Annotated in this window: 17 protein-coding genes; 9 read left to right on the top strand and 8 right to left on the bottom strand. The window is 39.0% G+C overall.

Going from position 1 to position 23,480, the window contains the following annotated elements; genetic code table 11:
• Window position 1: 1 nt before the first annotated feature.
• From E6H07_08150 to E6H07_08170, 5 genes are all read right to left on the bottom strand, one after another.
• Window positions 2-535 (bottom strand): transporter, encoded by a 534-nt coding sequence (locus E6H07_08150; GenBank protein ID TMI65868.1) that lies wholly within the window; start codon window positions 533-535, stop codon window positions 2-4.
• A 15-nt stretch (window positions 536-550) separates the two neighbouring features.
• The gene (locus tag E6H07_08155; protein TMI65869.1) at window positions 551-1,120 is read right to left on the bottom strand and encodes a YeeE/YedE family protein; all 570 of its coding nucleotides are present in this window, start codon (window positions 1,118-1,120) and stop codon (window positions 551-553) included.
• Between the two features lie 49 nt (window positions 1,121-1,169).
• Entirely contained in the window at window positions 1,170-1,979 is an 810-nt protein-coding gene (locus E6H07_08160; protein ID TMI65870.1) for a sulfite exporter TauE/SafE family protein, read from the bottom strand.
• Window positions 1,980-1,993: 14 nt separating this feature from the next.
• Window positions 1,994-3,277: a UDP-N-acetylmuramoyl-tripeptide--D-alanyl-D-alanine ligase gene (locus E6H07_08165; GenBank protein ID TMI65871.1), complete on the bottom strand. Its 1,284-nt coding sequence runs from the start codon at window positions 3,275-3,277 to the stop codon at window positions 1,994-1,996.
• A gap of 104 nt (window positions 3,278-3,381) precedes the next feature.
• Window positions 3,382-4,977 (bottom strand): gliding motility lipoprotein GldJ, encoded by a 1,596-nt coding sequence (locus tag E6H07_08170; GenBank protein TMI65872.1) that lies wholly within the window; start codon window positions 4,975-4,977, stop codon window positions 3,382-3,384.
• 169 nt (window positions 4,978-5,146) lie between these two features.
• On the opposite strand from E6H07_08170, the gene porU reads away from it, so the two are divergent.
• The 4 genes from porU to E6H07_08190 all read left to right on the top strand — a co-directional run bounded on the left by porU (window position 5,147) and on the right by E6H07_08190 (window position 11,850).
• A complete protein-coding gene (gene porU / locus E6H07_08175; GenBank protein TMI65873.1) occupies window positions 5,147-8,569 on the top strand; it encodes a type IX secretion system sortase PorU in 3,423 nt (1,140 codons plus the stop codon).
• A gap of 72 nt (window positions 8,570-8,641) precedes the next feature.
• A complete protein-coding gene (gene porV, locus E6H07_08180; protein ID TMI65874.1) occupies window positions 8,642-9,799 on the top strand; it encodes a type IX secretion system outer membrane channel protein PorV in 1,158 nt (385 codons plus the stop codon).
• Window positions 9,800-9,914: 115 nt separating this feature from the next.
• Window positions 9,915-10,394 (top strand): 2-C-methyl-D-erythritol 2,4-cyclodiphosphate synthase, encoded by a 480-nt coding sequence (locus E6H07_08185; GenBank protein TMI65875.1) that lies wholly within the window; start codon window positions 9,915-9,917, stop codon window positions 10,392-10,394.
• 7 nt (window positions 10,395-10,401) lie between these two features.
• Window positions 10,402-11,850, top strand: coding sequence for an acetylgalactosaminidase (locus E6H07_08190; GenBank protein ID TMI65876.1), 1,449 nt, complete (start codon window positions 10,402-10,404; stop codon window positions 11,848-11,850).
• A gap of 59 nt (window positions 11,851-11,909) precedes the next feature.
• Here E6H07_08190 and E6H07_08195 read toward each other — a convergent pair whose 3' ends face one another.
• Window positions 11,910-13,133, bottom strand: coding sequence for a hypothetical protein (locus tag E6H07_08195; protein ID TMI65877.1), 1,224 nt, complete (start codon window positions 13,131-13,133; stop codon window positions 11,910-11,912).
• 75 nt (window positions 13,134-13,208) lie between these two features.
• The gene (locus E6H07_08200) at window positions 13,209-15,296 is read right to left on the bottom strand and encodes a DUF4331 domain-containing protein (protein TMI65878.1); all 2,088 of its coding nucleotides are present in this window, start codon (window positions 15,294-15,296) and stop codon (window positions 13,209-13,211) included.
• 385 nt (window positions 15,297-15,681) lie between these two features.
• Between E6H07_08200 and E6H07_08205 the strand changes: the two genes are divergently transcribed.
• Entirely contained in the window at window positions 15,682-16,761 is a 1,080-nt protein-coding gene (locus tag E6H07_08205; GenBank protein ID TMI65879.1) for a fatty acid desaturase, read from the top strand.
• Window positions 16,762-16,786: 25 nt separating this feature from the next.
• On the opposite strand, the gene E6H07_08210 is transcribed toward E6H07_08205, so the two are convergent.
• The gene (locus E6H07_08210) at window positions 16,787-19,936 is read right to left on the bottom strand and encodes a glycosyl hydrolase (GenBank protein ID TMI65880.1); all 3,150 of its coding nucleotides are present in this window, start codon (window positions 19,934-19,936) and stop codon (window positions 16,787-16,789) included.
• Window positions 19,937-19,991: 55 nt separating this feature from the next.
• On the opposite strand from E6H07_08210, the gene ade reads away from it, so the two are divergent.
• From ade to E6H07_08230, 4 genes are all read left to right on the top strand, one after another.
• Complete coding sequence (ade, locus tag E6H07_08215) at window positions 19,992-21,650, top strand: adenine deaminase (GenBank protein ID TMI65881.1); 1,659 nt, start codon at window positions 19,992-19,994, stop codon at window positions 21,648-21,650.
• A 165-nt stretch (window positions 21,651-21,815) separates the two neighbouring features.
• Window positions 21,816-22,106 (top strand): hypothetical protein, encoded by a 291-nt coding sequence (locus E6H07_08220; GenBank protein TMI65882.1) that lies wholly within the window; start codon window positions 21,816-21,818, stop codon window positions 22,104-22,106.
• 154 nt (window positions 22,107-22,260) lie between these two features.
• Window positions 22,261-23,085, top strand: a complete 825-nt coding sequence (locus E6H07_08225; GenBank protein ID TMI65883.1) for a hypothetical protein — start codon at window positions 22,261-22,263, stop codon at window positions 23,083-23,085.
• 31 nt (window positions 23,086-23,116) lie between these two features.
• Window positions 23,117-23,476: a DUF4288 domain-containing protein gene (locus E6H07_08230; GenBank protein TMI65884.1), complete on the top strand. Its 360-nt coding sequence runs from the start codon at window positions 23,117-23,119 to the stop codon at window positions 23,474-23,476.
• Window positions 23,477-23,480: the final 4 nt, after the last annotated feature.

Here is a 23,480-nt window from a genome sequence, read left to right on the forward strand (position 1 = left end):
TTTAGTGGGGTAATTTATTTCTCAATTTTCCATAAACCCAAGTACCAAGTATTGCAAAAAATAAAGTAACAATAATTACAGTAGCACCGGTTCCTATCTGTGCAAACAAAGGTCCGGGGCAGGCCCCTGTCAATGCCCAACCAAAGCCAAACATAAGGCCGCCATATATCTGTCCCTTATTAAATTTCTTTGGCTCCAGTTTTATCGTTTCTCCGTCTATCGTTTTAATATTAAATTTTTTGATCAAAAAAATACTCAACATGCCAACTGCAATAGCAGAACCAATAATGCCATACATATGAAAACTCTGCAGGCGGAACATTTCCTGTACTCGGAACCAGGAAATGACTTCAGATTTTACTAGGATGATACCAAATAAAATTCCTGTAATGCTAAACTTTATATTTGACCAGAGCGGTTTATCCAATTCAGAATTGTTGACACACATTGCATGTTCTGAACGAACTTCAAAATCAGTGTTCGTATCAATTGCTTTTATCTTCTTAGGTTCTTGTATTAATTCTTTTGTTTCCATAATAGCAAAATGAGATCAGAGTTTTAAAATTAAAGGCAACACCAGGTTGGCAACAATAAATCCACCCGCCATAAAAGAACAAGTGGCAATAATAGAAGGAATCTGCAGGTTGCTGATGCCCATGATGGCATGGCCGCTTGTACAACCACCGGCATATCTTGTACCAAAACCAACGAGAAAACCACCGGCAACAATTAGGATAATACCTTTTAAACTCAGTAATGCAGGCCAGTTAAATAGATCTGCGGGAACTAAGCCTCCTGCATTTGTTACACCATAGCTTGCTAATTCAGTTGTCAGTTTTGGATTAATAGCAACAGCATCGGGATTCGTAAAAAATTGTGCAGTTAATATTCCGCCAATCAAAATTCCGGCTACAAAAAAGAAATTCCAGATCTCTTTTTTCCAATCGTATTTAAAAAATGGAATATTGGCAGGTACACAGGCTGCACATATATGCCGCAGTGAGGATGAAACTCCGAAGGTCTTATTGCCAAGAATTAATAAGAGCGGAACAGTAAGCCCGATCAAAGGCCCGGCTACATACCAGGGCCAGGGTTGTTTTATCCAATCAATAAAACTCATTGTAAAATTTATTTACTTAAAGATATTAAGAAAGCCGCAGGTGAATTTCTTATTTCAGAAATACCTCTTTGATAATAATAAAAACACTCATTATCAAAACAAACCAGCCAAAACCTTTTTTGAGTTTATCGCCTGTAAGTTTTTCTGAAAAACGGCTACCTGCAAATATGCCAATAATGGCTATTGCCGTAAATGGTAAAATGATTTTCCAGTTCATTTCAAATTGTTTAAGACTAAATAAAAACCCAAAAAGAGAATTTATTGCAATTATTATCAGCGAGGTGCCGATTGCTATTTTCATGGGCAAACCGACTATAAGCACTAATGCAGGGATAATTAGAAAGCCGCCACCAGCTCCCAGCAAACCCGTTATTAATCCAACTCCTAACCCCAATAAGATCAGGTATAATACTTCATGTTGATTGTGATGATGTGGAAGATCGCTGTTAATGCTGTCTTTACCAGATTCATTTTTTATCATAAGAATTGCAGCAATAAACATAAGCAGACCAAAAATGGTCATCAGGAAACTACCTTTTGTCATTACGAAATCACCAACGGTAAAAACAGTATCGGGTATTGCTGGTAATAAAAAATGCCGGGTAATAAAAATGGAAAGGATAGACGGGAAACCGAATTCGGAGACAGACTTAAAATCTACTTTTCCTTTTGTGTAAGCCCTTATGCCACCGGTTAAACTTGTTACTCCTACAATAAACAAAGACCAGGTAGTGGCAAGCACGGGATCTGTATTGAATAAATAAACAAGTACCGGAACAGTGAGGATGGAACCCCCTCCGCCAATCATGCCTAATGAAACACCGATAAGAATTGCTGCTATATAGCCGATGATCTCCATTAATTTATTTCAGCTTATTGTATTAGTTTTTCCATTTGCATACTCCTGCTTCCTTTTACCAGTATGCTGGAGTTTTCAAACTGTTGTTGCATGTACCATTGCTTTGCTTCATTGCTGTTTGAAAAACTTATGTAGGGGTGATCAATTTTTAAAAAATCACCACCAACCAATATTACATCTTTCCATTTGTACTGCCCGATAAGTTTTACGATTGCTTTATGTTCTTCTAAACTTTCAACTCCTAATTCCGCCATGGCGCCCAACGCAAGTATTTTATTTTCGGCATTAAGTTTTGCAAAATTTTCGATCGCCAGTTTCATACTGCTGGGATTTGCATTGTAAGCATCCAGTATGATCTTATTAGTTCCTTTTTGAGTCAATTGAGATCGGCTATTGGAAGGTGTATAATTTTCAATAGCTGATTTTATTTTAGCTTCCGGCACATCAAGGAATTTTCCGACAGTTACTGCAGCCAGCACATTAGGTAAATTATATTCACCAATCAATTGAGTTGAAATGATTGTGTTCTCAAGACCCTGTGTGATCTTGACTTGCAGAAAAGGGTCATTCTGAAAAACGTTTCCTATCACATGGTCATTTTCTTCAGTTCCATATTTTATGATTCCACTAATACCCTTACTCATTTCCCGTAAATATTGATAATCCCACATTACAAAAGCATGGCCGTGAGTAAGTGTTCGTAAGTGATCAAACAATTCACCTTTTCCCTTTCTTACGTTTTCTTCACTGCCAAAGCCCTCCAGGTGTGCTTTGCCGCAGTTCGTAATAAGACCATGTGTGGGCAGCGCATATTTGCAATAGCCTTCGATCTCTTTCAAATGGTTGGCCCCCATTTCAATTACAGCCATTTCCGCATCCTTCTTTACTTTTAAAATAGTAAGTGGAATGCCAATATGATTATTTAGGTTGCCTTCGGTTGTATAAGTTTTATAAGTTGATGAAAGAATTGCATGGATCAGTTCTTTCGTTGTTGTTTTTCCATTACTGCCTGTTATTCCAATGAATGGGATCGTAAATTGTTGTCTGTGCTGTTTGGCTAATTCCTGTAAGGTGAACAATACATTTTCAACTAGAATAGTTTTACCCGGGATCTCAAATTCTTTTTCATCGATCACTGCATAGACAGCACCAGATTCCAAAGCTTGTTTTGCAAAAGCATTACCATTGAAATTATCTCCTTTTAAAGCAAAGAAAATATCACCTGGTTTTAGCTTTCTTGTATCCGTTTGTACAGAAGGGTATTGCTGATAAATTTTATAGAGTTCTTCAATCTGCATATTGCAAATGTAATCCTTCAATAATTCCGATAGCTATCGGAACAGGATAACAATAAAACAAAAACCCCGACGATGATGTCGGGGTTTTGTTTGTTATTCAAGGTTTATTTTTTCTGCCTTCTTTCTTTGTACCAGTTACCTGTTTTGCGTTTGTTACCTTCTGCACTTCCCAAACGGTCCATTGCGCAACGGAAACCTAATGTACTTAATGATTGCTCTTCTTCAAGATGACGGCGAGTACCAGGGCTCAGCCAATAAGGCATGTCAGCCCAGCTACCACCTTTATATACTCTTGATTTATCACTGATCAAAGTTGTTTTACCATAACCATAGCTTGCAGTTGATAATGAGTCACCATCCAAATAGTTGATAACATTACCACGCTGATAGTTTCTCCTGTTTTTGCTTTCTGCATCTGTAACATCTCTCATTACTACACGACCCGTACTGTCTTTTTCATATCTCGATGCAGCATCTGTTGAATTAGGGTCAACCACTTTCAAGGTCTTGTATTGGTTACCACGATAAGTAGCTACATCATCCGCATCAAGGTTAGTCATCGGGCGGAATACGTCAGCTACCCACTCATTCACGTTACCAGCCATATTATACAAACCAAAAGTGTTGGGATAAAATGATTTTACATCTGATGTCCAGAATGCACGGTCATTCAAACCGCCTGCAGTACCAGCTACGTCACCATTACCACGTTTGAAGTTTGCAAGGAAAGTACCCTGCCAGCTTCCATGACGTGAATCACGCAGGCCGGTCATTTTTGAAGACCAGGGATAAATTTGTTTATTCATTGCTAACTCCTCACCACGTTTTCCTTCCTTAGTACTTGGGCGGGGGTTTTCTGCGATCAGACCATAAGCTGCATATTCCCATTCTGCTTCAGTTGGCAGCCTGTAATCAGGCATCAGGATACCATCTTCAAACGTTACGGTAGTTCTAGGCTGACCAGATGCTGTTTTTAAAGGATTATTTTTCTTAGAAGTTGCTGTTTTTCCCGGAGGCGGAGGATCGTATCCCAGCAGATATGCTTTTGTTGTAAAGTTTCCATCTTTGCCAGCACCGGTTTGACCGTTAAGGTGTGCCTGGGCATTGATGAAACCTTTATCCATTAATATACCTTCGTTCACACGGTCACTTCTCCACAAACAGAAATCATGTGCCTGTCTCCAGGTTACACCTACGACAGGATAATAATTATAGCTTGGGTGACGGAGATAGTATTCAACCAAAGGCTCATTATAAGAAAGCTCACTTCTCCATACTAATGTATCGGGTAAAGCAGCATCTAATATTTTCTGGTTGATGGGGTCTGCTGTTGGGTCAAAAACTTTATTAAGCCAGTACAGGTATTCACGATAGTGAACGTTGGCAACTTCTGTTTTGTCCATATAAAATGATGGAACAGAAACACGGCGGGGAATATTATCCCAGTTACCCATTACGTCCTCTTCTGTCTGACCCATGGTGAACGTACCACCTTGTACCAGCACAAGGCCGGGACCGGTGTTTTGTTCTTTTGCTTTTGCTACCTGGTAACCACCACGATTTTTATCATCGTAGTTCCAGCCAGTCACATCAGACTTGTCTTTTTTCTTGGCGAATAGTCCCTTTCCTTTACAAGATGCCAGCAATGCGGCACAGGAAATTAGGATGATTAAGTTTTTCAAATTGATAGTTTTTTGCATAAACCTCTGAATTGGAATTAATTTAACGCAGGCCGGAATAAAATATTGCACCTCGAAAAGAATTAACCCTAGCCTAGTGCGAATATAGTGGCTTTGATTAAAAGCGTTTATAGAACAAATACCTTTTTTCTGCCGGAGTTTTCCTACGATTTGTTGAAATTGCAGCGGTATGCCAGGCAAAATCATCCTCTATATCTTCTTATCTTTTATTAACTTAAATAGCTTAGCTCAAAGGGTTTATAAGTCCAACTCGGTATTATCACAGGGTGAATGGTTCGAGTTTTCTGTGAAAGAAGCAGGAATTTATAAGATCGACATGGTTTTTCTGGGTTCTTTGGGGGTGAATACACAAAATATTTCATCTGCTTCCATCCGGCTTTTCGGCAACGGTGGCGAGATGCTGGCTGAGGCAAATAATATATCCAGATCCGATGACCTTGAGGAGAACGCAATCATGTTAGTCGACGGGGGAGACGGCGTGCTGAATGGGTCAGATTATTTTCTTTTTTATGCAAGCGGACCGCATTCATGGCTTAAAGATTCTACAAATAAGCTGTTCAAACATCAGCAAAATATATACTCGGATAAATCATTTTACTTTTTCACAATTGGCGGCAATGGAAAAAGAATTCAAAACGTCAATAACAGTCAAGCAACAAATATTTCTATTAATAGTTTCAATGACCGGTATTATCATGAACTGGATACAGTGAATTTTCTGGCAAGCGGGAAAGAATGGTATGGAGAAGAGTTTTCAAATATGCCGGGGAGAAGTTTAAGCCGGAATTTTGATTTTAATATTCCCAATATTTTAAACAACAGTGCAGCCACATTGGTTACAAATTGCATTGCCCGGTCAGTAGGAGCCTCCAGCCGCTTTGATGTAAAGCTCAATAACCAGCTTTTGCAACAGATAAATGTATTGCCGGTTGGCAGTTCGCAATATAATCTGTTTGCCCAGCAGGCGACGGCATCAGCATCTACTGTTGTATCGCAAAACAATATTTTCGTTGGCTATAGTTTTGTACCAAATAGCTTTAATGCACAAGGTTGGTTGAACTCGTTTGAATTCTTCAGTCGCAGAAATCTCTCAATGAATGGAATTAATCAATTGCTTTTCCGGGATTGGCTATCTGTTGCAAATGGAAATATTGGGGAGTTTAGCATTTCAAATACCAACACATCTTTACAGGTTTGGGATATTACCAATCCACTGAATCCGGCAAATATGCAAGGCAATTTCAGTAATGGCACATTCAGGTTTGTAAACAATTGTAACAGGCTTAGGGAGTACATATGTTTTACCGGAACTGAATTTTTAAGACCAGGATCAATTGGAAAGATCAGTAACCAGGATTTGCATAACAGTTCACCGGCCGATTATTTGATCGTTACATATTCTTCTCTTCTTACGCAGGCAAACAGGCTGGCTCAGTTCCATCAACAAAAAAATAATTACAGGGTAAAAGTGGTTACAGCAGAACAGGTATTTAATGAATTTGGCAGTGGTAGCCCCGATCCAACTTCGGTACGGGATTTTATTAAAATGTATTTTGATAAATATCAAAACCAACCACAGAACAAACTAAAGTATGTCTTGCTTTTTGGCGATGCGTCGTATGATTATAAAAACAGGATAACAGGCAATACAAACTTTTTACCCGCTTATGAAAGTGTGATCTCACTCGATCCGCTTTCTACTTATACTTCCGATGACTTTTTTGGATTCCTGGATGATAACGAGGACATCAATTCAGCAATTGTAACTAACCTTCTTGATGTAGGGATTGGCAGGGTGCCAGCAAAAAATGAAACAGAAGCGAAAAATTTTGTTGAAAAGGTGCTGGCCTATTATGACAGTAAAAGTTTTGGCCCCTGGAGAAATATTTACACAATTATTGCCGATGATGAAGACCAGAACCTGCACCTGCAGGATGCAGAAATTTTTTCTACAACTGTTTCAACAACGGATTCTGCACTGAACATTAATAAAATTTATCTCGATGCCTACCTCCAGCAAAACGGATCTGGTATTGATACTTACCCGCAGGCAAATGATGCTGTCAATAATACCACAAACACAGGAACGCTTATCTGGAACTATTCCGGTCACGGAGGTTTTCGTCGGCTTGCAGAAGAAGTAATACTCGATCAAACTATTATTGACAGATGGAATAATCCATACCGATTACCCCTATTCGTTACAGCCACCTGCGATTTTGCTCCGTATGATAATCCCCTGATCAGTTCGATCGGAGAAAATATTTTGCTGCGACCGAATACCGGGGGCATTGCTTTGATGACGACTACGAGGCTAGTATTTTCTTCCAGCAACCGCTTACTAAACAATAACTACCTCTCAACAGCTCTTTTGCCAGATGTTACCGGTAATTACAAAACTTTGGGGGAGGCAGTAATGATAACGAAGAACCTTACATATCAGTCGTCGGGTGATTTCATCAATAACCGTAAGTTCACTTTACTGGGAGATCCCGCCATGCGGTTGGGATTTCCACAATTAAATGTAAAAGTAGTGAGTATAAACGGGCATGCAACAACGCAGACCGATACGCTTAGCGCTACTGAAAACATAACCTTAGATGCAGAAATAACAGACCTATCGGGAAATCTTCAAGCGGGGTTCAATGGTTTTGTTTATACCAGCATTTATGACAAGCCCCAGCAAGTAACTACAAAAGCAAATGACCCATCGAGCCCAGCTGTTTCATTCAGTTCGCAGAATGTTTTTTTATTTAAAGGAAAAAACACCGTCAGCGCAGGCAGATTCAGCCTGAATTTCAAAGTGCCTAAGGACATCAATTTTCAATTTGGTAATGGTAAAATGACTTTTTATGCAAATGACAGCACTAAAGATGCAGGTGGTTATTTCAATGATTTTATAATTGGTGGCTCCGGTACCGGGACTTCAAATGATATTTTCGGGCCGGAAATAAAAGCATGGCTTAACGATGAAAAGTTTGTGAATGGAAGCATCACTAATCAAAGCCCGCTGCTGATCGTAAAATTGAAAGATTCATCTGGTATCAATACTACCGGTTCAGCGATAGGGCATGATATTGTTGCCGTACTGGATAATAACAATAATAACTTTTTTATCCTGAATGATTTTTTTGAAAGCGATCTTGACAATTATGGACAGGGTGTGCTAAGGTTTCAGTTGCCTTTTCTTGAGCAGGGTCATCATTCTTTGAAAATAAAAGCGTGGGACAATCTGAACAACTCATCGGAATATATCCTGGAGTTTTTGGTGGAAAATAATGAGGAACTCGTTCTTACGAGGGTTTTGAATTATCCGAACCCATTTACCACAAAGACACAATTCTGGTTTGAGCATAACCGGCCGGGTCAAAATTTGCAGGTAAAGATTGAAGTATTTACTGTGACTGGAAAAATAATTAAGTCATTGAGCCAGACAATAAATACAGAGGGTACCCGTTCTTGTGAGGTGGAATGGGACGGTAGAGATGAGTATGGCACAAAAGTGGGTAGGGGAGTCTATCTATACAGGTTGAAAATAACTTCACCAGACAACCATAAAAAACAAACGATAGGAAAACTTGTAATTTTTTAGTTTAATAATTTTCAATATTTTAGTTCGTCGAATAACCAAAACTTTTATATTTACAACCATAAAAATTTACTAATGAGAACCACTGCTTTAAAACTAACTGTCATTCTGCTCTTATGTGTGTTTTCAGGAATTGCTACCGCACAACCTTCCGTAGAGCCAATTAACGTTGTTACAACCGCTGTACCTTTTTTACGTATTTCCCCTGATGCCCGTGCCGGTGGTATGGGTGATTTGGGACTGGCTACTTCACCTGATGCAAGCTCATCTTTCTGGAACATTGGAAAAACCGCATTCAACACTTCAAAAGGAGGATTGATTGCCAGTTACACTCCCTGGCTGAAAGACCTTGTAAACGATGTTTATCTTGCCGGAGTTTCTGGTTATTACAAATTTGATGAAGAGTCCGCAATTACCGGATCGCTTCGTTATTTTAGTTTAGGTAATATCCAGTTTACAGATAACCTCGGTAATGAATTTGGAAGCTTCCGCCCGAGGGAGTTTGGCTTTGACATCGGTTATTCAAGAAAACTCTCCAAAAAATCAGGTTTGGGTGTTGGATTGAAATTCATCAGTTCAAACCTCGCAAATAATATCACTGTAGGAAGTACTACTTATCAAACAGGAACTTCTGTTGCAGCTGATATTGGTTATTACCTTGATGGTAAGAATGAAGCAGGTGATGGCTGGGCATTTGGCGCTGCTTTGAACAACCTGGGGGCTAAAATTTCTTATACCAGCAATGCAACTCAAAAAGATTTCATTCCTGCGAACCTCGGTTTAGGTACTACTTACACAAAAAATTTCAATGCAGATAATAAACTGACTTTTGGTGTTGATCTCAATAAACTACTTGTACCAACTCCTCCTGCTGAAGGAGATGCAGCTGCACTTCAGGATTATCGTAGTAAAAGCGTTATCGGTAGCTGGTTCAGTTCATTTGGTGATGCACCAGGTGGCATGAGTGAAGAAGTGAAAGAATTCCAGTTTTCAATCGGAGCTGAATATTGGTATAAGAACCAGTTTGCTCTCCGCACAGGTTATTTTCATGAAGACAAAACAAAAGGTAACCGTCGTTATTTCACAATGGGTCTGGGTGTAGTGTATAATGTATTTGGTTTAAACTTCAGCTACCTGATCCCTTCAGGAAGTGGTGTAAACCGCAACCCACTTTCCAACACGCTGCGTTTCTCTGTGTTGTTTGATTTTGATGCCAGTGCTAAAAAAGAATAATACAAAGTGACTTCGATATTTGAAATGTCCCGCTTTTGGCGGGACATTTTTATTTTACAAAATACATTTCTTCAATCCCTGCTTTCCTGATATTTGCTGCATAATATAATAATACATGTCTTACCGCATCGGATTTGGGGTCGATTATCATCAGTTGGTGGAAGGCCGGGAGCTTTGGATTGGCGGCGTAAAAATTCCGCATCATAAAGGTTCTTTGGGACATAGCGATGCAGATGTATTATTACATGCTATTTGTGATGCAATGCTTGGTGCTTTGTCGCTGGGAGATATTGGTATTCATTTTCCTAACACATCAGCGGAGTTTAAAAATATTGATAGCAAAATACTTTTAAGAAGAACTTTCACATTAATATCCGATGAAGGATATAGAATTGTGAATATTGATTCTTCTGTATGTCTTGAGGCCCCAAAAATTAAGGCCCATGCAACCGAAATGAAAAAAATCATCGCTTCAATTCTTGATATAACGGAAAAAGATGTTTCAGTAAAAGCGACTACGACAGAGCAAATGGGTTTTGTGGGAAGAGAAGAAGGTCTACAGGCTTTCGCAACTGTTTTATTACAAAAAATTTAATTGTTATATGAAATCTAATCGCAGAAAATTTCTCCGCAACCTCGGTATAGGTGCAGGCGCAATAACAGCTTTACCTGCTTTAGCCCATGTAAAAAATGATGAGGCAGATATTATTAATAGTATTGGCTCCTATGAAAATGAAAAGCAAACATTTAATATGTGCGGCTATGCTGCACCAAAACTGGACACAGTAAGGATCGGTGTAGTTGGTTTAGGTATGCGTGGATCTGAAGCGGTATCAAGATTAAGTTATATAGATGGAGTTGAAATAACAGCACTGTGTGATAAATATCCTGACCGTGTAACGAAATCGCAAAAGACACTGGAAAAAGCGGGAAGACCAAAAGCAAAAGAATATAGCGGTGAAGAAGGATACAAGGCATTATGCGAAAGCAATGATGTTGATCTGGTTTATACACCAACTCCCTGGCATCTGCATACACCTGTCGCTGTATATGCAATGAAGCATGGTAAGCATGCTGCCACTGAGGTAAATGTTGGTAAAACAATTGATCAATGTTGGGAGGTAGTAGAAACATCTGAGAAAACAAAAAAACATTGCATGATGCTGGAGAACTGCTGTTATGATTTTTTTGAACTGCTTACATTGAATATGGCAAGACAGGGAATGTTTGGTGAGATTGTTCATGCCGAAGGCGCATACATACATGATCTAAGCAGAGATTGGTTATTTAATAAGAAAGCTTACGCAGATATGTGGCGGCTAAAAGAAAATATCGGGAAGAACGGAAACTTGTATCCAACACATGGCCTCGGTCCAATTTCGCAATGCATGAATATAAACCGGGGCGATAAGTTTGATCACCTGGTAAGTATGAGTACAAATGACTTTACTTTGAATAACCTTGCAAAAGAAATGACTGCGAAGGATGATTTCTTTAAGGAGTATGTTGATAAACCTTATCGAGGTAATATGAATACAACATTGATACGTACCAATAGTGCTAAGTCGATCATGCTGCAGCATGATGTATCTACACTTCGTCCTTATTCAAGAATTCACCTGGTAAGTGGTACAAAAGGGGTGGCCCAAAAATATCCGGGACCTGAGCGGATCGCATTTGGTCATAGTTGGATTAAAGAAGAGGAAATGAAAAAATTAGTTGATACTTATTCACCACCAATTGTAAAACACATAGGAGAAATAGCAAAAGAAGTAGGCGGACATGGGGGTATGGATTTTATTATGGATTGGCGATTGATCGATTGTTTGCGAAATGGTTTACCGCTTGACCAGAATGTGTATGATGGAGCATCATGGAGTTCTATATTTCATTTAAGCCAGAAATCTGTTGCCTCAAAATCAAAATCTGTTGATGTGCCTGATTTTACAAGAGGTGCATGGAAAACAAATAAACCGATGGATCTTACATTGAATGGTGGGGCAACGACGGTGGTAAGAAAAATCAAATCAGATTCAAAACTACAACAATAAAGAAAGGCCACTTGTGTGGCCTTCTTTTTATTGGTTATTTCAAAACTCTATTAGTTTTGTTATTTGCGGACTCTCTCTTTAATTAAAGCTGCTAAAGAAAGCAACTCTGGGTTTTTATTATTTGTGCTTAAAGCTCTTTCAATAAACGGTAATGCATTTTTATAGTCTTGCATTTCTACATACACTTTTGCAACGGTTCCATTTGCTTCAATATTGGCGGGCCGACGGTTATATTCTTTCAGTGCATATTCCAGGGCTTTGTCATAATCTTTCACCCCTACATAGGCATGAGCCATTTCATGATCTTCATTACCCGTTTTAGAAAGCTTTTTCATGTGAGTAAGGATTTCTGATGCTAGAGCCGATGCTTTTTCTTTTTCACCAGTCAACTTATATATTTCGGCAATACCTTCTTTGAATGTGTGATCGGGAATAATTGAATCAGCCTGTTGAAATAATGATAATGCTTTTGTATAATCTTTTTTTGTGGTTGCAATTCTTGCAAGACCTGCTAAGGCGTAAGGATAATTTTCACGGTTATTTAAAGCAATAGCATATTGCATTTCTGCCTCTTTCATTTTGCTCCATTGCTCGTATAATTTACCTGTTTGTATGCGACACCATTCTGTATTCTCATCACCGGGGGCGCCGGCGGTTACAGCTAGTTTCATTGCTTCAATAGCGCCGGGCATATCACCATGTATTTCTCTTAAATAAGCAATACGGGAATAAGAACGGATATCCGGTCGAATGGAAATCATTTTATCAGCGGCTTCAACAGCAGCTTCATACTTTCCTAACTCGACATTCGCATCTATGAGCATGCCATACACATAAGCATTATAAGGAAATTTCTGTTTTAATTGTTCTGCTATTACAAGTGCTTCTTCAAACTTGTGCATTGATAAGAGTATCGTCGTTTTAAAGCTCAGGGCTTCAAAATTTTCAGGATCTTTTTCAAGCACAGAACTAATTTGCTGCATCGCCGCTTCATTATAGTAAGCGTAGTTACCGGTTACCCTTGCCTCCTGCATATAAATACCTGCGATTGCAAGCATTGATTTTATATCATTACTGTTTATTTCAGTCTTTTTGGTCAGCGTAGTGACTTTAGCATTTACTATTTGCCACTCCTGTGTATGATTCAGGGCGGTTGGACGTGGTAGCAGACCGTAGCTTTTTGTTCCCGGTTTCTTTTTGCTTTCGTTTTTCGTTAAAACAATAAAAGCAGTTCCTGCAAGGAATAAAAAGGAAAGGCCGCCGAGTAAAAATCTTTTTTTCATAACGTAATTTTTATTGGTTCTATGTTTGTCGGAAATAACAGGTACGCTTTGCCGCGTACCTGTTAAAGGATGGATTTAATTTTTTACCACTTTAATTGTTTGTTTTACTACACCATTCTTCGATGCAATTACGAGATATGTTCCTGCAGTAAGGCTTCCATTATCCCATTGAACATTATATACACCTGTTTCTTGTTTTTTATCTGACAACACTTTTATCAATTTACCCTGCATATCCATTACTGTTATTTTTATCTGTGACGGAGCATCAACACTGTATTTAATAGTGCTGTTGCCATTGCCTGGATTAGGATAAGCTGCCAGGTTCATTTCAGGGGCTGCCAGTCCTAAAGTGCTGCTTGATTTTGCCATAGCAGCATTCTGAGAAATGCCTGTGTTATTGTTGCGTGATGACGGTGTATTGCAATCACAATTATGTGTACCTGCCCATGGAGCAGCTACATAAGGAAACTGTGATCTCAGGGGCGCATCATTTGCAGTTACACCTGCGTTGTAAGTAAGGACATCAAGCAGATCTTGCGTAACTGGGTTACTACCATTAAAATCATCATACCACAAACCAATTGCTGCGAGTGCAATACCACTTACCGCCTGAAGTTCAATAGTAACTACATCATCTTCCAATCTTCTTCCGTTAGGAAAGCCATCCATGTTCGGGATGTTTTGTAAAGAAGTATTCGCATTGTAAGCAGGATTAGTTAATCCCAGTACTGCTGCATTTACAATACCAAGATTACTGAAAGCCGCACTATTACGTTGTGTTGGAGGCACAGCCATATTTAAACGCAACATATCGCCACCATTGGGTAAAAAATTATTGATAAAAGGTTTACCCGCTGCTAACGGATTACCACCTTTACCAGTAGCCAATTGATAAGGTTTTAAATTGGGAACGCCAGTATTAAAAATTGGCCACAGATCAACAGACCTCGGTGAATTTGCCGCAGGTAAAAGAAGATTACCAAAAATTGCATCATCCAATGCAGTACCTGCAAGTGCAGGATTGCCTTTTAATCCATACAATCCATTTTGTGTGTTGCCAAAACCAAATGCACCTAATGAATTTTTCTGAATACGTAATGGAGCCAAAGCTGGTACAGCACCACCAAACAATGCATCATCCATATACAGTCCCAGTTCAGGATTGTAAAAATATTTTCCGAATGTGCTAAGGTATTCCAGATCCTGGTAAGGAGTCAATGCATTCCACAGATCTTTTTTACCAATTGGAATCACAACTTCGTTTGTTAATGGCATACCTAATCTGGATACCTGTACCCATGGACCCTGGTGTGATTCAGTTCCATAATAATCATCCGGGTTCAATACTCTTATTTTTTGACGACTTGCAGATGCCCAAACTCCAATTACATAATTAGGATCCAGGATATTTGCTGCCTGTGCTGCTGACTTACCATCTTTTTGCAAAGTTGAAATATCAATTTGCAAAGCAATGGTTGAAACATTCAGACATTTCAAACCATCAATTGATTGTGTACCTGTCGTACGGGGAGCATCACCTAAATCAAATGCGCCACCGAGGTCAACAAAAAACGGATCATCTGAAGTCCCGCAAAAAACTTTTTCACCACTGCTGGCTGTTGTGATTGCACTTTGAATCAACGATTCATAGTTAGGCGCATTCAAACCAACGGGGGAACTGATAGAACGAGGGCCGATATTTGGTGGAGGAACAACGCCATTTGTAACAATAGTGCTGAATTTCTTTCCACCATTCACACTTCTTTCCAAAGTATAAGTGGTTTTCAGGTTTTGTTTTCCCAAACGGATATTAAAAAATGTTGTGGGGTCTTCATTCTTCTGGTCAAACGTAAAACGGTAAACAATATCATCACCTTTAGTGGCTACATTATTATCAATGTGAATTTCATAACGGATGTTTTCACCAAACGAATAATAATTTGGACCTCCCTGTGGCAATTGCCCGGGAACATAACAGGCGATGATGGTTACTTTGTTCGGATTGTCCGGGCTGCGAAAAGCATACAGGTCTGTATTATCCGCAAGCGGATCATTTGAAATTAATGGTGCTTCACGATGGCTTGATGCAAATGCTCCATAAGGAAATACGCTAATGAGCATTGCAACCAGCATGATGGAAGCGTAAATTTTTCTTTTCATAACTGATTTTGTTTTGAGTAATTAACTATTCCGGAATTGTGGAGTTGCTTAATACACCGGAATAAACTGGATTAAGCAGCCATTATTTCAAAGGGAGAAGGATTGTTTCGGTTTCTTAAGGGGTTAAATTTTGTTACCGCTAAAAAATCTTTGCTATCATATACGGTACTTTATTAGGGTTAGATTTTTTAACTAAATAATGGGGAAACAAAGAAAAACGGAAGAGTATAAAAAGGCACTATTTCAAACATTTACCCGTTAAATAATAGGCTTTGACAAATAAATACGCAGAAATTAGCGGAAACATATAATTTCATAGACTTTAATCATTCCCGGGAAACTCAAGAAAGCGTATCATTGCAAAAATTAATAGTAGTAGTATTTCATGAAATCGCTGACCACCATTACAGATCCGGTATACATTCCAAAAACCTCTTATAGCTGGTACGAAAAATTCTGGCTCCGGTATATTAATGATCCAAGGGATTTACCTTTTATTCATTTATTAACGGCCATCCATATTTTAGTGCTACCCGCTGCGGTAATATTATATACTCCTTTATTGCAAGGCTGGTACTGGTGGTTGCTTTATCTGCCCTATTTCTATGTATCACAACTATATTTTAAAGGCAGATTTGGCTTAATGCTGCATTGTATCAGTCACAGGAAATTTTTTAAAAAAGGATATGTGTGGATCAATGACTGGATTGTTTGGGCAATTTGTCCATTCTTTGGTCATACACCTGAAACGTATTTTGTACATCATATGGCTATGCACCATGTGGAGAATAATATGCCGGATGATGGCAGTAGTACTTTGCGTTATCAGCGTGATAGTCTCTGGGGATTTATACAATATGTTTCCCGGTTTTTGACCTTAGGTTTTAGAGATACCTTTATGTACCTCTTCAATCGTAAATGGAAGAAATTTTACATGCGCCTGAGTTTTGGCGAAATTTCTTTTTACTTGTTTTGCATTGGTATGTGCTTTGTAAACCTGCAGGCAACTCTCTGGATATTTATCATCCCATTTGTTTTTGCCCGTATAGTAATGATGCTCGGCAACTGGGCCCAGCATGCTTTTATTCATACAGAAGACCCGGAAGAAAATACGATCAACTGCATCAATACAAAATATAATCATACTTGCTGGAACGACGGCTATCATGCAGTGCATCATTTGCGCCCTGCATTACATTACACAGATATTCCTGGCGAATTTTTAAAACACAAGGATGAGTTTGCGAAAACCAAAGTATTCGTTTTCGATGGTATTCATTACCTGCATGTTTTTTTATGGCTGATGACAAAACGCTATGATAAGCTGGCGAAAAACTTGGTGAACATAAATAATATGTTTGCCAGCGAAGAAGAAGCCATTGCACTAATGAAGGAACGTACAAAGAAGTATAGTCCACAGTGGATAAAAGAACACAGCCGGCTAACTCATCAACCGGCTGCGTAAGCAAATTTCTATTTATTTAGTTTTTTCATTCTTTCTTCACCCCGATCACAGGTAATGTCTTTTCATGAATCATTTGATTCAATTTTACAACATCCTCACTCATTATTTTTTTCAATTTGTTCAGTTGTTCATCTATCAAAGGAGCTAACTCTGCATAAGCATCTTTAGTTTGTTTTGAAAGACCTGATTGTCCTGCTGACGCAGCGTTGTAAATACTGGATAGCTTATCATCGAGCTTGATGGGGTAATTTAATACATCCTGTCCGCTCTTTGCTTTAGTTTGATGCAGTGCATCTTCTACAGCAGTCATTTGTTTATTTACAGTATCGATCTGCTGTTTTACTTCTTTTGGCAGATCTTTTCCAACTCTGGAACTGAAATCATTCATCTGCTGACGTACCTCACGGATATTTTTTATTGCCTTCATTATTTCAGATGATTTATCACGGATTGTGATCAGGTGATTAAACTGTTCATCATACTCTGTTTGTGTTGTTTTATAATTAGGATCAGCAAGAATAGTGAACGGAACTTCTGTTGAATCATTACCCGATTTGAATTTTGCAAAATAATTTCCTGGGGCTGCTTTTGGCCCTCCAATAAATCCATTCCATAAGATCAAGCCTTCCACTCTTTCTGCAACAGGGTAGTTCATATCCCATTCAAATTGGTTCATTCCTTTGGACACATCAATTTTATTTTCTTTTGAGGAAGTAGAAAATGTTTTGATAGACTTTTTATTCTTATCCATAACATCAATTGAGATCTTTGTTGAATCAGTTGCATTCTTCATGTAATAATTAAACACAACCCCGTTTGGAGGGTTCATGCCTGCATTCGCTATTGTACCTCCGCCCTGACCACCGCCACCACCACGACGGCCACCACCGGGCATACGGTATGCAGGGTTTACGCTAAACACATGCAGGTTTTTATTTAGTACATCAGTATTCTTTTGTTGTATCACTGTCAGATCATCCAATATATAAATACTTCTTCCCTGAGTACCAACGATCAAATCATTATTCTTGATGGTAAGATCAGTTATAGGAACTACAGGAAGATTTAATTGAAATGATTTCCAGTTGGCGCCATCATCATAAGAAATATACATTCCATATTCTGTACCTGCATACAAAAGGCCAGCTCTTTTTCTGTCGGCACGCAGGCATCTTGAAAAATGCAAAGGATTAATTCCGTTTACGATGAGCTTCCATGTTTTACCGTAATCTTCTGTTTTATAGATATAGGATTTGAAATCATCCAGCTTATACCTGGTGCCAACAATGTAAGCTGCTCCTTTTTTAAATGGATCCACTTCTATACAATTCCACATAACCCACTGCGGAGAATCTTTCGGTGTTACATTTTCCCAGTTCTTACCACCATCTTTACTTACATGAACCAAACCATCATCGCTGCCAGTCCACAATAGATCTTTTTCCATCCAGCTTTCAGTTGCATAAAATATGGTACAATAATATTCAACACTAGTATTATCCTGTGTAATTGGTCCGCCGCTTGATGCTTGTTTCTTTTTATCATTTGTAGTTAGATCAGGGGAGATCATCTGCCATGTCTTTCCTTCATCTTCTGTTGCGAACAAATGATTGCCGGCTGCATATAATTTTTTAGGATTATTGGGAGAGAAGAAGATCGGGTAGTTCCATTGAAAACGATATTTAGCTGCATCAGCTCCAGCACCCATATTATCAATTGGCCATACATTGATAGCACGGCTTTCGCCAGAACGATGATCGAGCCGTTGTAAGAGTCCCATATAATTACCACCATAAGTAATATCCGGATTTTCCGGGTCAGCAACTATATAACCACTTTCACTTCCGGCGGCATTCTCCATATCTGTTGCAGTAATAGCTGCTCCATAAGTTCTGCTACGAATACGAAAAGCACCATTATCCTGTTGCGGTGCTAATACACGATAAGGAAACGCATTATCTGTACTTACACGGTATACCTGTACGGTGGGTTGATTTAAATAAGTACTCCAGTTATTGGCACCATCAAATGAAACCTGTGCGCCGCCATCGTCAGCAACGATCATCCGGTTTCCATCTTCAGGATCGATCCAGAGATCATGATGATCGCCATGGGGTGTATTAATTGATTGAAATGTTTTGCCACCATCAGTACTACGCATAAAATTTACATTGGGGCAGTAAACCTTGTTTTCATTTTTAGGATCAACAAAAATCTTAGTGTAATACCATGCCCGCTGACGGATATTATTATCACTGCAGGTAAGTGTCCATGTTTCCCCACCATCAGCACTCATATATAAACCACCATCTTTATTTTCCAGGATGGAATAAATTTTATCAGTATTAGAAGGAGCCACTGCAACACCTACAATACCCCATGTTCCTTTTGGCAAACCTTTTTTTGTTGAAATATTTGTCCATGTTTCTCCACCATCCGTACTTTTCCATAAACCGCTTCCATCGCCACCGCTTTCTAAAGAATAAGGTGTTCTGATCAAACGCCACATACCTGCATAAAAAACATTTGCATTTCCAGGTTCCATTACAAGATCGCTGCAACCTGTTTGATTATTGATGAATAAAGTTTTCTTCCATGTTTTACCGCCATCGGTTGTTTTATAAACACCACGTTCATCATTGGGCCCGAACAAATGACCCATTACAGCTACCCAAACTATATCAGGATTTTTGGGATGAATAACAATGCGAATGATATGACGGCCATCTTTCAAACCAATATTTTTCCAGCTCTTGCCACCATCATCACTACGCCACATACCGCCGAGGCCTTCACTTACATTTCCCCGCATGGTGTTTTCTCCTTCGCCAACATAGATCACAGTTTCATCACTTGGCGCAACGGCTACAGCACCTATGGTGCTTCCGAAATATTTATCTGAAACATTCATCCAGTTGCTACCTCCGTCTGTTGTTTTCCAGACGCCGCCGCCGGTAGCACCGAAATAAAATGTATTCTTGTTTTTATAGCTGCCTGCAACCGCCCCACTTCGTCCGCCGCGGAATGGTCCGATAAGACGATATTTTACATTTTTGAATAGCTGATCTTCTTCATTAGTTGTAGCAGCTGGTGCAGGAGTTGCTGTTTTTTGGTTTTGTGTAAAAGCAAGAATGGAAATGCTGATAAAAGCAATCGTTGCAATTAATTTTCTCATGTGATTGGTGTTAATGTATTGAAGTTAAGGATTTACCTTTATCTAAATGGCTGTAATGAATTCCTTTTCTATAAATGGCAATTTGGTTGATGTGCATCAAAACAGAATCTATCCAGCAACTGTTACAGTTGAAAATGGAAAGATTGTTTCTATTAAGGAAACTCCCGGTTCCGGGCTCCTGGCATCTGGTTACATTCTTCCTGGCTTTATCGACAGTCATGTTCATATTGAAAGCTCCATGCTGGTGCCTTCAGAGTTTGCAAGGCTTGCAGTGGTACATGGGACTGTAAGTACTGTCAGCGATCCACACGAAATAGCAAATGTCTGCGGAATGGAAGGAGTGGAATTTATGATCGAAAATGGGAAAACAGTTCCATTTAAATTCAATTTTGGTGCCCCGAGTTGTGTACCCGCTACTATTTTTGAAACCGCGGGAGCTACATTAGATTCAAATGATGTTGAAGAACTTTTAAAAAGAGATGAAATAAAATACCTGAGTGAAATGATGAATTTTCCGGGTGTGCTGAATGAAGATGAAGAAGTGATGAAGAAGATCGCATCAGCCCATCGTTTATTAAAACCTGTAGATGGACATGCGCCGGGATTGCGTGGAGATTTGGCAAAACAATATATTGCTGCAGGCATAACGACCGATCATGAATGTTTTACCAAAGAAGAAGCATTAGATAAACTGCAAAATGGAATGAAGATCATCATCCGTGAAGGAAGCGCTGCAAAAAACTTTGACGCATTGATCGACCTGCTGAATGAGTATCCCAATCAAATGATGTTTTGCAGCGATGATAAACACCCGGATAGTTTGGTGCTAGGTCACATAAACCAGCTTTGTGCAAGAGCAGTAGCGAAGGGTATAAATGTATATAAAGTATTAAGTGCTGCTTGTGTGAACCCGGTTTTACATTACAAGCTTAATATTGGTTTATTAAAGGAAGGAGACCCTGCAGATTTTATTATAGTAAAGGATCTTGAAAAGTTTGAAGTGGTGAAAACGTTTATTAATGGCCGGTTAGTTGCTGAAAATGGAAAATCGAAAATTGAAAGCGGGAAGTCAGGGATAATAAATAATTTTTCCTGTAGTAAAAAAGAAGTCACCGATTTTCAATACTTGGTAAATAAATATGGAAAAGAAGAAAACATAGAACAGGTAAATGTTATTGAAGCTTTGGACGGTCAACTTATCACGAATAAATTAGTAAGAGCTTTAAATGAGGTAATTGTAAAGACTGATTTAATTGAAAGTAATCCGGGGAATGATATTTTAAAAATTCTGGTGGTGAATCGCTATAGCAATGCTCCCATAGCAAAAGCATTTATTAAAAATTTTGGTTTAAAGAAAGGAGCTATCGCTTCCTCTGTTGCTCACGACAGTCACAATATTGTTGCTGTTGGGGTTGATGATGAAAGTATTTGCAAAGCAGTAAACCTGGTGATAGAAAAACAAGGAGGTGTAAGCGCAGTGAGTAATAAAAAGGAAATGGTTTTAGGACTGCCGGTTGCAGGTTTAATGAGTAATGAAGACGGCTACAAAGTTGCTGAAGCTTATACAGCCATCGATAAAATGGTAAAAGAAGAATTAGGTTCTACGCTTACTGCTCCTTTTATGACCCTTTCCTTTATGGCCTTACTTGTTATACCCCATCTTAAACTAAGCGATAAAGGCCTGTTTGATGGTGACCGGTTTGAGTTTCTCTGAACTTCTACTTCGTACTTTCCCTATTTAGCCGCGAATTTTCACATTTCTTTTTTAACCTAAACGGTTATCGAGACATCTTATATACGTACATAAGTACAATAACCGTTTGAGAAGAGAACCAGAAGAGGAATGAAACGGGAATAATTAAAGCTAATAGCACAGGTTATGAAAAAGCCACTTCAAATCACCGCCGTACTTGATAAGCCGGAGCTACTGGAAGACCTTGTAGAAAAACTGGCTGAACGCAGAATTGATATCGGCTACAGCAATGCTGCAGTGCCGGTTGAATTAAAAGCTGTTGATACTTCTTCCACTGAAACATATGTAAGCGGTACGGTTGCTATCCGTTACAAGAACGAGATCATCAATATGCCTTTTATTACTTGTTTTTTGTTTACCTGCATGAAGGAAAAACAACAGCAGTACCGTTTAGAGATGGCTGCTTCACTTTCTTAGTTTCTTCGTAAACTAATCTGGGGAGTCAAATCTTTAACTCCTATATCCCATTCACCGACAGGTTACTACCATTTACCGGAAACAACCCCTTTATTACCCATCTGCCATTGACCGTTCAGTACTCACAACTTAGTTTTGGGTTAAATTAAATAGCATGTCAGAGTTTGATAAAAGATGGGACAGAAGAGAGCAACGTTGGGAAGAAAGAAGACAGCGTTGGGAAACTAAGATGCAGCGGTATCACAGCCATGGTCATATCTGGACGGGTCTTATAATCCTTATCATTGGAGTGGCAGCATTATTAAAAGCAGTAGCAGTACCATTACCACATTGGCTGTTTACCTGGCCAATGATACTTATCGTGATTGGTTTTTTTAGTGGCGTAAAATGTGGGTTTCGTAATTTCAGCTGGTTTTTTTTAATGCTGATCGGCGGCGCATTTCTTGCCGGTTATATTGTTCCGGATATTGAACTACGCAAATTCATATGGCCATCTGCATTAATCATAATTGGTCTTGCATTTATATTCAGGCCACGCCGCCGGCAATGGTGGGGCGAAAATAAGAATACTGAAAAAAAAACGACAGGTTTCAGCACAGTAGATGAAGCGAAGGTTGTTGATGAAACACAAAACTCCAGTGAAGATATTTTAGATACTACTTCCATCTTTGGCGGTATAAAGAAAAATGTGCTTTCCAAGAATTTTAAAGGGGGGGATGTTACTAATATCATGGGCGGAACGGAACTCAACTTCAGCCAGGCAGATATTAAAGGTGAAGTAATATTGGATATGACCCAGATATTCGGCGGAACAAAGATCGTTGTGCCTTCCGATTGGGATGTGAAATCAGATATCATTGCCATATTCGGAGGCATCGAGGATAAGCGTTCACTGGAAAATATTTCAATTAATCCGGGAAAAGTTTTGCTGCTGAAAGGCACCAGCATTTTTGCCGGAATAGAGATTCGGAATTTCTGATAAACCATCTACATAAAACCCCATCTGCATTATGAATTGGTATTTAGCAAAAATTGTTTACCGCATTTTATCGGGAACTAATTCCGATGATGCACAATTTGACGAGCAACTTCGTTTAATACAAGCTGCCAATAAAGAAGAGGCTTTTCATAAAGCCCAGTTAACCGGTGTACGGGAAGAAGAAATTTTTATGAATACAAACCGGCAACTGGTGCAATGGAAATTTATAAATGTTGCCGAGCTTTATAAATTAGGTGAAATGATCGACGGCGCAGAACTCTACTCAAGGATCGAAGAAAGAGGAAATGCCGATGCTTATATTGAAACGGTCAACCGAAAAGCTGCCAGCATTCTTCAATCCGAATCACATCAAATTTTGCAACTCCTTTAAAGAC

It is taken from the genome of Bacteroidota bacterium, from assembly GCA_005882315.1.
In the GTDB taxonomy this organism is placed as follows: domain Bacteria; phylum Bacteroidota; class Bacteroidia; order Chitinophagales; family Chitinophagaceae; genus VBAR01.